Origin of the sequence: Streptomyces sp. NPDC093018 (assembly GCF_040684035.1) — a bacterium.
Taxonomy (GTDB): Bacteria; Actinomycetota; Actinomycetes; order Streptomycetales; family Streptomycetaceae; genus Streptomyces; species Streptomyces murinus.
In genome coordinates this window covers 199,285-208,350 of the sequence record NZ_JBFBFF010000006.1, presented here as the reverse complement: position 1 = coordinate 208,350, position 9,066 = coordinate 199,285, and the positions used below count along the sequence as shown (strand labels likewise).

Annotated in this window: 10 protein-coding genes; all 10 read right to left on the bottom strand. The window is 72.3% G+C overall.

Translation table 11 applies throughout. From position 1 onward, the window contains the following. Position 1: 1 nt before the first annotated feature. Positions 2-787 carry an ABC transporter ATP-binding protein gene (locus AB0N90_RS16820; protein WP_136103497.1) on the bottom strand — a complete coding sequence of 262 codons (786 nt, stop codon included), beginning with the start codon at positions 785-787 and terminating at the stop codon, positions 2-4. Further along, entirely contained in the window at positions 784-1,758 is a 975-nt protein-coding gene (locus tag AB0N90_RS16815; RefSeq protein WP_365197097.1) for an iron chelate uptake ABC transporter family permease subunit, read from the bottom strand. The genes AB0N90_RS16820 and AB0N90_RS16815 overlap by 4 nt, the downstream gene beginning before the upstream one ends. Before the next feature lie 17 nt (positions 1,759-1,775). Then, on the bottom strand, positions 1,776-2,798 hold the full coding sequence (locus tag AB0N90_RS16810; protein WP_365197094.1) for an iron chelate uptake ABC transporter family permease subunit: 1,023 nt from the start codon (positions 2,796-2,798) through the stop codon (positions 1,776-1,778). Then, entirely contained in the window at positions 2,795-3,793 is a 999-nt protein-coding gene (locus AB0N90_RS16805; protein ID WP_361673050.1) for an ABC transporter substrate-binding protein, read from the bottom strand. Before AB0N90_RS16805 ends, AB0N90_RS16810 begins: the two co-directional genes overlap by 4 nt. A 143-nt stretch (positions 3,794-3,936) precedes the next feature. Further along, complete coding sequence (locus tag AB0N90_RS16800) at positions 3,937-4,791, bottom strand: siderophore-interacting protein (RefSeq protein ID WP_365197090.1); 855 nt, start codon at positions 4,789-4,791, stop codon at positions 3,937-3,939. After that, positions 4,788-5,027 (bottom strand): phosphopantetheine-binding protein, encoded by a 240-nt coding sequence (locus AB0N90_RS16795; RefSeq protein ID WP_085568006.1) that lies wholly within the window; start codon positions 5,025-5,027, stop codon positions 4,788-4,790. The genes AB0N90_RS16800 and AB0N90_RS16795 overlap by 4 nt, the downstream gene beginning before the upstream one ends. A gap of 60 nt (positions 5,028-5,087) precedes the next feature. Beyond that, positions 5,088-6,290 (bottom strand): isochorismate synthase, encoded by a 1,203-nt coding sequence (locus AB0N90_RS16790; protein WP_365197087.1) that lies wholly within the window; start codon positions 6,288-6,290, stop codon positions 5,088-5,090. A gap of 253 nt (positions 6,291-6,543) precedes the next feature. Further along, on the bottom strand, positions 6,544-6,774 hold the full coding sequence (locus AB0N90_RS16785) for an MbtH family protein (protein ID WP_361673060.1): 231 nt from the start codon (positions 6,772-6,774) through the stop codon (positions 6,544-6,546). Between the two features lie 19 nt (positions 6,775-6,793). Continuing rightward, positions 6,794-8,218 (bottom strand): SidA/IucD/PvdA family monooxygenase, encoded by a 1,425-nt coding sequence (locus AB0N90_RS16780; protein WP_365197084.1) that lies wholly within the window; start codon positions 8,216-8,218, stop codon positions 6,794-6,796. 207 nt (positions 8,219-8,425) lie between these two features. Continuing rightward, the gene (locus AB0N90_RS16775) at positions 8,426-9,058 is read right to left on the bottom strand and encodes an isochorismatase family protein (protein ID WP_365197083.1); all 633 of its coding nucleotides are present in this window, start codon (positions 9,056-9,058) and stop codon (positions 8,426-8,428) included. Positions 9,059-9,066: the final 8 nt, after the last annotated feature.

Below are 9,066 nucleotides of genomic sequence, written 5' to 3'. Positions count from 1 at the left end.
CTCACTCTCCTTGCAGTGTGGGGACGACCATCGGGGTGGCGGCCACCGGGTCGGGCACGATGACGCTGGGCAGGTCGAAGACGTCCTTGATCAGCGCGGCGTCCACGATGTCCGCGGGCCTGCCCTCGGCCACCACCCGTCCGTCGCGCATGGCGACCAGGTGGTCCGCGAAGCGGCACGCCTGGTTGATGTCATGCAGTACGGCGATGACGGTGCGGCCCTGGTCGCGCAGCTGGGCCAGCAGGCGCAGCAGTTGGTACTGGTGGGTGATGTCCAGGAAGGACGTCGGTTCGTCGAGCAGCAGGTACGGCGTCTGCTGGGCGAGCGCCATGGCGATCCAGACCCGCTGCCGCTGCCCGCCGGACAGCTCCTGGACGGGCCGGCCGGCCAGTTCGGTGACGCCCGCCGCAGCCATCGCCTCGGTGACGGCCCGCTCGTCGCTCTCGGACCACAGGGACAGCAGCGACTGGTGCGGGAACCGGCCGCGGGCGACCAGTTGCCGGACCTTCACATCGTCCGGGGCCAGCGGGTCCTGGGGCAGGAAGCCGACCTGGCGGGCGAGTTCCTTGGACGGGTACGAGCCGACCTCGCGCCCGTCGAGTGCCACCTGGCCCTCGGCGGGGCGCAGCAGCCGGACGAACGCGCGCAGCAGGGTGGACTTCCCGCAGGCGTTGGGGCCCACGATCGCGGTGAACGCGCCGTCGGGTATGTCGAGGCTCAGCCGGGTGGCCACCACCCGGTCGCCGTAGCGCAGGGTGATCTCCCGCGCGGTCAGGCGTGCGCTCATGCGCGCCGCACCTCCTTGGTCAGCAGCCAGATCAGATAGCAGCCCCCGACCGCGGTGCTCACCACGCCGACGGGCAGTGCGACCGGCGCCAGCAGCGCCTGGGCGATCAGGTCGGCGCCCTGGAGCAGGACGGCTCCGGTCAGGGCGGCCGGGAGCAGCGGGATGCCCGCCGAGCCGGCCAGTCGGCGGCCGATCTGCGGAGCGGCCAGCGAGATGAACGCGATCGGTCCGGCCACCGCGGTCACCGTCGCCGTGCAGCCGACGCCGACCACGACCATGAGCAGCCGCAGCCGGCCGAGTGCGACCCCGGTGGTGACGGCGAGCGGGTCGCCGAGGGCGGTCTGGTGCATGGCGCGGGCCTGGACGGCGATGGCGGTCAGCAGTACGGCGATCACCCAGAACGGGATCCACAGGTCCGACCAGTCCACGCCGTTGAGCGAACCGGCGCTCCAGCCGACCGCGGCGATCGCGATGTCCAGGTCGGCGCGGAGCACGATCCAGGAGTTGAGCGCGGTCACCATCGCGTTGACCGCGATGCCGATCACCACGAGCCGCAGCCCGGAGAAGCCCCGGTCGGCGGAGAGCAGATAGACCACGGCCGAGACGAGCAGTCCGCAGACCACCGAGGAGGTGGCCAGCTGGGCCGAGGTGCCCGAGAGCACGGTCATCGCGAACAGGGCTCCGGTGTAGGAGCCGGCGTCCAGGCCGATCACGTCGGGGCTGCCGAGCGGATTGCGGGTCAGGTTCTGGAAGATGGCTCCCGCCACCCCGAGCGCTGCCCCGAAGACGGCGCCCGCCGCCACCCGGGGCAGCCGCCAGTCGAGGATCACCACCGACTGCTCCCGCCCGGTCAGGGCGGACAGCACCTCCCCGGGGGTGGCCCAGGACGCGCCGTAGCACAGTCCCAGCAGGCCGAGCGCGAGGACCAGGGCGGCCAGGACGACGGCGACCAGCAGCGGGCGGCGTGCCACCCGCGGCGCGTATCCGGTCACAGTGCCCCCGCCCCGTAGCGGCGGACGGTCCAGATCAGCATGGGGCCGCCGAGGAACGCGGTGACGATGGCCACCGGCATCTCCCCGGTGGGCAGCAGCACCCGGGCCGCGGTGTCGGCGGCCAGCAGCAGCACGGGACCGAGCACCATCGAGTACAGCAGCAGCCAGGGCGCCGAGCCGCCCGCCGCCCGGCGGGCGAGGTGCGGCACGATGAGGCCGACGAACAGGATGGGGCCCGCCACCGCGGTCGCGGCGCCGCTGAGCACGGTGATGAGCACCAGCGTGACGGCCTGGGTGCGGGCCACCCCGGCGCCCAGGGTCTGGGCCACGTTCTCGCCCAGGGCCAGGGCGTTCAGGGACCGCCCCAGTGCCAGCGCCGCCACCAGGGCGACGCCGATGGCGACGAGCGGCAGGGCCAGCGGTTCCTGTTCGCGTCCGGCGAGGGTGCCGACCGACCAGAACCGGTAGGCGTCGAACAGTTTCGGGTTCATCAGCCGCAGCCCGAGGGCGATGCCCCCCAGTACGGCGGTGAGGGCCACGCCGGTGAGCACGAGGCGCAGGGGCGCGCGCCGGCCCACCGACAGCACCAGCAGGGCGGCCAGCACCGAACCCGTGACGGCGCACAGGAGTTGGCCGCCCTGGCCGCCGGCCAGGCCGAGCGCGGCGCCGACCGTGACCGCGAACCCCGCGCCCGCGGTGACCCCGAGGATGCCGGGCTCGGCCAGCGGGTTGCGGGCGAGCGTCTGGATCAGCGCGCCCGCGACCGCCAGGGCGGCACCGACGGCCGCCGCCAGCAGCGCCCGGGGTGCCCGGACGTCTCGTACGATCACGTCGTCGTTCGTTCCTCGGTAGTCGAACAGGGCCCTGACCACGTCGGCGGGGGGCACGGCGTGGGCGCCGACGGCGATGCTGAGGACGGCGGCCGCGGCCAGCAGGACCAGCCCGCCGATGAGCAGGCCGGTCCGCCTCAGGTCCCGCCCGGGTGTCTCCCCCTGGTCGGGGCGGTCCGTAGCGGTCACTTGTCCAGCAGGGGCGCGAACGCCTTGTCGATCGCCTTCAGGGTCTTGAGGGCGTCGAGGTAGGTCGACGCCTCGGTGTAGGCGATCGGGAACGTCATCTTCTTCTTGACCGCGGGCAGGTTCTTCCACAGCTTCGAGTCGAGGACGTACTTGACCGAGTCGGGGACGCTGCCGTCGGCGTTGACCGAGTAGGTGATGGCGTCGGCCTGGCCGAGCGAGTCGGTGATCTCCTCCATGGAGGGGTATTCGCTCACGGACTTGGAGCCGGGTCCGGCCTTCTTGACCTTGCCGTAGTAGTCGGCGCCGACGTCCTGGGCCACGTTGGTGCCCCACGAGCCGTTGAACTCGCGCTGGAAGGTGCCCTTGGAGGTGTCGCCGTACGCGCCCACATGGCCGAGCTTCAGCTGGGGCAGCACCTTCTGGTACTTCTTCTTCAGCTTCGCCGCCTCGGCCTCGTACGTGGCCTTGTCGGACTCGTACTTGGTGAGCACGCCCGCCGCGTCCGCCTGCTTGGTGGACACATCACGCCACTGAGAGGGCAGGGTCGGGCCGATCGCGACGACGGGGGCGATGGACTTGAGCCGCTTCATGTCGATGTCGCCGAGCACCGGGACCGGGACGCCGAGCACGATGAGGTCGGGCTTGGCCTCGGCGATGGCCTCGTAGTTGGTCTCCGACGCCTGCTCGCCCGCGACCTTGGTCAGCTTCTTGTAGGTGGCCATTTCCTGGCCGTCCATCATCGGCTCGCCGCGCTGCCAGGAGGAGATGCCGACGAGCGGGGCGCCGGCCTCGATCAGCGTGGGCACGGCGTAGCCGGTGGCCACCACGCGCTTGGGGTGGACCGGGATCGTCACCTTGCCGTTGTCCGCGGTGAACACCCGGGTGTCGTTCTTCTCGGGCTTGCCCGCGGCATCGTCGTGGGACGATCCGCACGCGCTCAGGGTCAGGGCCAGTGCAAGGGCACCGACGAGACCCGCTGATCTGCGCGTGAACATGTGCGACTCCTTCTGACGTGCGAGACCGGTCCGCTCCATCGAGCGGGTGTGCCTCGGTCCATGGGCCTTCCGGCAGGTCGCCGGAAGGAATTCGTGGGTGGGGAAGTGGGGAAAGTGGATAAGACGTGCGGGCCGACGGGCCGTCAGTGCTCGTGCTCGTCGTCGAAGTCGGCGATGCCGCGCTTCCAGTAGCCGGTGATCTCGTAGTCGCCGCGGTCCAGGCGCAGTTCGTCGCGGACCCAGCGCCGCAGCGGTTTGATCTGCCCTGCCTCGCCGGCGATCCACGCGTACAGCCGCTCGCCCTCGGCGACGGGCACCGCGGTGACGGCCCGTTCCAGGGCGTCGCCGGTGCCCGCCGGGCGGTCGCCGCGGTGCAGCCATTGCACCTCGACGGCGGCGGGCGCGGACAGTTCGATCTCCTGGGCCGCGTCTGCGACTTCGATGAACGCCCAGCCCTTCGCGTCCCGGGGCAGTTCCTCCAGCCAGCGCGCGACGGCGGGCAGTGCCGTGATGTCGCCGACCAGCAGATAGCGGTCGTAGACGGGCGGGACGATCAGCCCGCCGGGCGGGCCCGCGACATGCAGGACGGCACCCGGGCGGGCCCGCTGGGCCCAGTCCGAGGCCAGGCCGCCCTCGTGCGGGGCGATGTCGATGTCGATCTCGCCCGCCTCCGGGTCGTAGCGGCGCACGGTGTACTCGCGGGAAGTGGGCGCGGGGCGCGGCCACTTCAGCAGGTCGCCGTCGGGTTCCGGGAGCCGCAGCGATCCGTCGGGCTCGGGGAACAGGAGCTTGACGTGGTCGACGGGCGAGTGCGCCTCGAACCCCTCGGTGCCCGGCCCGCCCAGGGTGATCCGCAGCAGACCGGCGCCGACCGTCGTGGTGCGCACGACCTCGGTGCGGCGGACCCGGATCGGGTAGCGCACCTTCTCGGGGCGGCGCCCGGCCAGGACCTCCTCGATCCGTTCCAGGTGCCCGGGCCGGTGTCCGGTGCGGCTCATGCCTTCTCCCCCGTCAGGAGGGTCTGCCAGTGGGCCAGTTCGGGGCGTTCGGCGAGATCGGGCAGTTCGAGTTCGGCGGCGCCGTCGGCCCGCCAGCGCTCGACGAGGGTCATCAGCCGTACCGAGTCGAGACCGAGGTCGCGCAGGTCGTCGTCGGGGGCTATCTCGGAGGGAGCACAGCCCAGCAGGTCCGCGACGTCCGCGCGGATGCGCTCGGGTGACAGTGCCTCACTCATCGGTTGACTCCTCTGGAATACGGGTGCTGACGGGGGGCGCGGCCGGGCCGGCGGCGCGGCTCATACGAGGTGCTCAAGGCCGAGGGCGCGCAGCAGGGTGCGGAACTTGGCGGAGGTCTCGGCCAGTTCGGCCTGCGGGTCGGAGCCGGGGACGATGCCGGCTCCGGCGAACAGCCGTACGGTGCGGTCGCAGACCTCGGCGCTGCGGATCGTCACCGCCCACTCGCCGTCGCCGTCGAGGCCGCTCCAGCCGACCATCCCCGCGTAGTAGCCGCGGTCCTCGGGCTCCAGCTCCGCGATGGCGGTGAGCGCCCGGGGCGCGGGCACCCCGCAGACGGCGGGCGTGGGGTGCAGCGCCTCGGCCAGGCCGAGCGCGGAGCAGGCCGGGTCCAGCGGGTCCCGCAGCCGTCCGGTGATCCGGGTGGACAGATGCCACATCGTCGGTGTCCCGATCACCTCGGGACGCTCGGGGACGTCGAGGTCGACGCAGAACCGGCCGAGCACCTCGGCCACCTGGGCGGCGGTGTGCGCGTGCTCGCCGAGGTCCTTCGCCGAGTCGCGCAGCCGCGCGATCCGTTCCCGGTCGAGCGTCTCGTCCCCGGCCCGAGGGGCGGACCCCGCCAGCGGGTTGGCGACCACGAGGGGGCCGCGCCGGGACACCAGCAGTTCCGGGCTGGCGCCGACCAGGGTGCGCGGGGCGGGGTCGCCGGGGGCGGTGACATCGGCGGCGAAGGCGTAGGATGCCGGGTCGGCGTGGACCAGCCGGGTCAGCAGCGCGGGCACGGCCACCGGCTGGTCGCCGGTCAGCTCCAGGGCACGGGCCAGCACCACCTTGCGCAGCTCGCCGTCGCCGATCAGCTCCAGCGCCCGGCTCACCGCGGCGGTGTAGCCGTCGGGTGCGGGGCGGGGCCGGACCTGCCAGCCGGTGCCGGGTCCTGGCTCGGGCAGGTGGACGGCCATGGCGGCGGGGGCGCCCGCGCGCCGTACGACCGCGGGGACCAGCAGTCCGGCGTCGCCGTCGGGGCGGAATCCGGCGGCCCCGACCACGACGGGATCGGGCAGTCCGGCCGCGGCGGCCGCGTCCAGTGCCTCGGCCGCGGCGCGGGCCCGGCCGCCGCTCCCGGCGCGTACCCGGGAGTGCACACCGTCGGCGAGCAGGGTGCCGCGGGCCGAGGAGAAGTAGAACGAGCCGGTGAGGTAGGCCGCCAGCAGGTCGGAGGGCCGGTGTACCGGGCTGGGGCGCATCAGGGTGGATAGGGACACGTCGGTGCATCCTTCATTCGGGCGTGCGGTCTGGGCGCCGGCGGCACGGCGGTTTCTCCGGGGTGGTGGAGCGAGAACATCGGCGGGGGTTCCGGGCGGGGAGGCAAGGGCTCCAGGAACCTGGCCGGATACGACAATCTCACCAGATAGTTAGGTTAGCCTCACCTTATTAAGGGAAAGGCTCGGCGGTCAACAACGCGTCCGTGCAAGGGACTTGAGGGCAGGAGTGCGCCGCCCGCCGGGCCCCTGGCTCTCAGGTGCCCGACGCCGCGGACCGTGCGTGCTCGATCAGGCTCGTCGGCCGCATATCGGTCCAGTGCCGGCTGACATGAGCGAGACACGCCTCGCGGGTGTCCTCGCCATGGGCGACGGTCCATCCGGCGGGTACGTCGGCGAACGCGGGCCAAAGGGAGTGCTGGTTCTCGGCGTTGACGAGGACGAGGTAGCGGGCGCTGTCGTCCTCGAAGGGGTTGGTGGCGGCCATGGCCGGTCTCCTGGCGAGGTCAGGGGGTGGGGAGGGGAACGGTGCCGGTCTCGGCCGCGAGGCCCGCGGTCTCGGCATCGGCGCCGGTGCGCTGGGCCCGGTCGAGGAGGAGCGCGTCGCAGATCTCACCGGCGCGCACGGCGAGGGTGGACAGCAGGGAGGAGGTGATGCCGTGGGTGTGTTCGGTGGCGGCGCCCTGGAGGTAGATCCCGGCGCGGACGGCGTCCGTGGTGGCGATCCGGTGGTCGCGTCCTATGCGCAGGCGTCCCTGGCCGTCGGTCAGGCAGTGTTCGGCCAGCGGGCCGAGCAGGGTGCGGGGGTCGGAGGGCCGGTAGCCGGTGGCCAGGACGACGGCGTCGCAGTCGAGGGTGGTGGGGTCGCCGCCGATCAGGGGGCGCAGCACCGCGCGGACGCCGTGCGGGTGTTCTTCGACGGCGGTCAGGGCGGTGGTGTTCAGGATGCGCAGCCGCTCGGTGCCGGCGACCTTCTCCTGGTAGACGGTGCGGTAGAGCTGTTCGATCAACTCGCCGTCCACGACGGAGTAGTTGGTGTTGGCGTGATAGCCGAGCAGGGACTCCTTGACCTCGTCGGGCGCGGCGTAGAAGTCGTCGACGGCCGCCGGGTCGAAGATCCGGTTGGCGAAGGGGCTGTCGTCGGCGGGGCTGTAGCCGTAGCGGCTGAAGACGGCGCAGATCTCCGCGTCCGGGAACTCGCGGTGGAGGAACTCGGCGGCCTCCGCGCCGGACTGGCCCGCCCCGACCACCACGAATCGCCGCGCCGGCCGGTCCTTCAGGGCCGCCGCCCGCGGCAGCAGCTCCGAGCTGTGCCACACCCGCGGTCCCGGCGTCACGTTCTCCGGGAACCGGGGCACCAGGCCCGTGCCGAGGACGACGTTGCGCGCCCGCAGCACTTCGTCGACGGGGACGTCCCCGGCGGCGGGGTCCGGGGCGAGGGAGCCGGAGCCGGGGCGGGTGTGGACCTCCAGGACGGAGGCGGGTACGTCGCCGTCCGCGGCCGGGCGCAGGGCGTACACCTGGCGCCCGTACCGCACCTGGTCCTCCACCATGGCCGCGCACCAGCGGAGGTAGTCGTGGAACTCCACGCGGGTCGGGAAGAACGACTTCTGGTTGATGAAGTCGGCCAGCCGGCCCTTGTCGTGCAGATAGCGCAGGAAGGTGAACCGGCTGCCCGGGTCCCGCATCGTCGCCAGGTCCTTCAGGAACGACACCTGCATCGTCGCCCCCGGCAGCAGCATTCCGCGGTGCCAGCCGAACTCCCCCTGCCGCTCCACGAACACCGAACGCAGTCCACGACCGCCGCCGTGCGCGTTCTGCTCCGCGACCGCGACGGCCAACGCCAGATTCGCCGGACCGAAGCCCACACCGACCACATCCTGGACCGGCCACTGACCCGGCCCACCGGCAACCGCACGCCCTGCTGACATCTTCGCCCTTCGACAAGGTCCCGCGAGGGACCGGCAATTGATTTTCATTTAGGCAAGCCTCGCCTAAGTTTTCCTAGGTTCGGGCAGGCGTCAAGACCAATCGGCCCACCCGTACCGACATCGAGAAAGAGGAGTTGATGATTCATCAACTAGTCGCCGCTGCAGGCGACTTGCCGCACCAGCTCGTGTGCGCGCGGCGGCGGTCGCTCAGAAGCTGTCGACCGCCTGGTCCGTGGTGACCACCATCGCGCACCGGCCGGCCGCCCAGCGCAGGGCCATCTCGTGGTCCTCGCGGGAGAAGTCGGCCACGGCGTCGGCCACCACGAACGCCTGGATGTCACGCATCCACGCGTCGCAGGCCGTCGCCACGACACCGATGTGCGCGTACACACCGACGACGACCAGCTGGTCCCGGCCCTGCTCCCGCATCAGGTCCGCGAGGTCGGTGCGGACGAACGCGCTGTATTTCCATTTGGTCAGCGTCGTGTCGCCGGGCCGGGGTGTCACGGGTTCCGGAACGGCCAGGGCCGCCGGGTCGTCGGCCACGCCCGGTCCCCAGAAGTCGAGTTGGAGTCCGCGTTCCTCGGGAGTCTGGCCGCCGCGCTGGACCGAGTAGACCACGGGCGTCCCGGCCCGCCGGGCCGCGTCGAGCAGCCGGGCGGTGTTGTCCAGCATGCCGGTCAGCGGCTGTTCGCCGGGCGGGAAGGCGGAGAGGAAGTGCTGCTGGAGGTCGTGCACCAGCAGCACCGCCCGCGCCGGGTCCACGGACCAGGTGACCCGGTTGTCCGGCAACTGGGCGGCGGTGGGCAGGGGGTAGCCGGTGATGGACGGAAGTGCCATGGGGACAG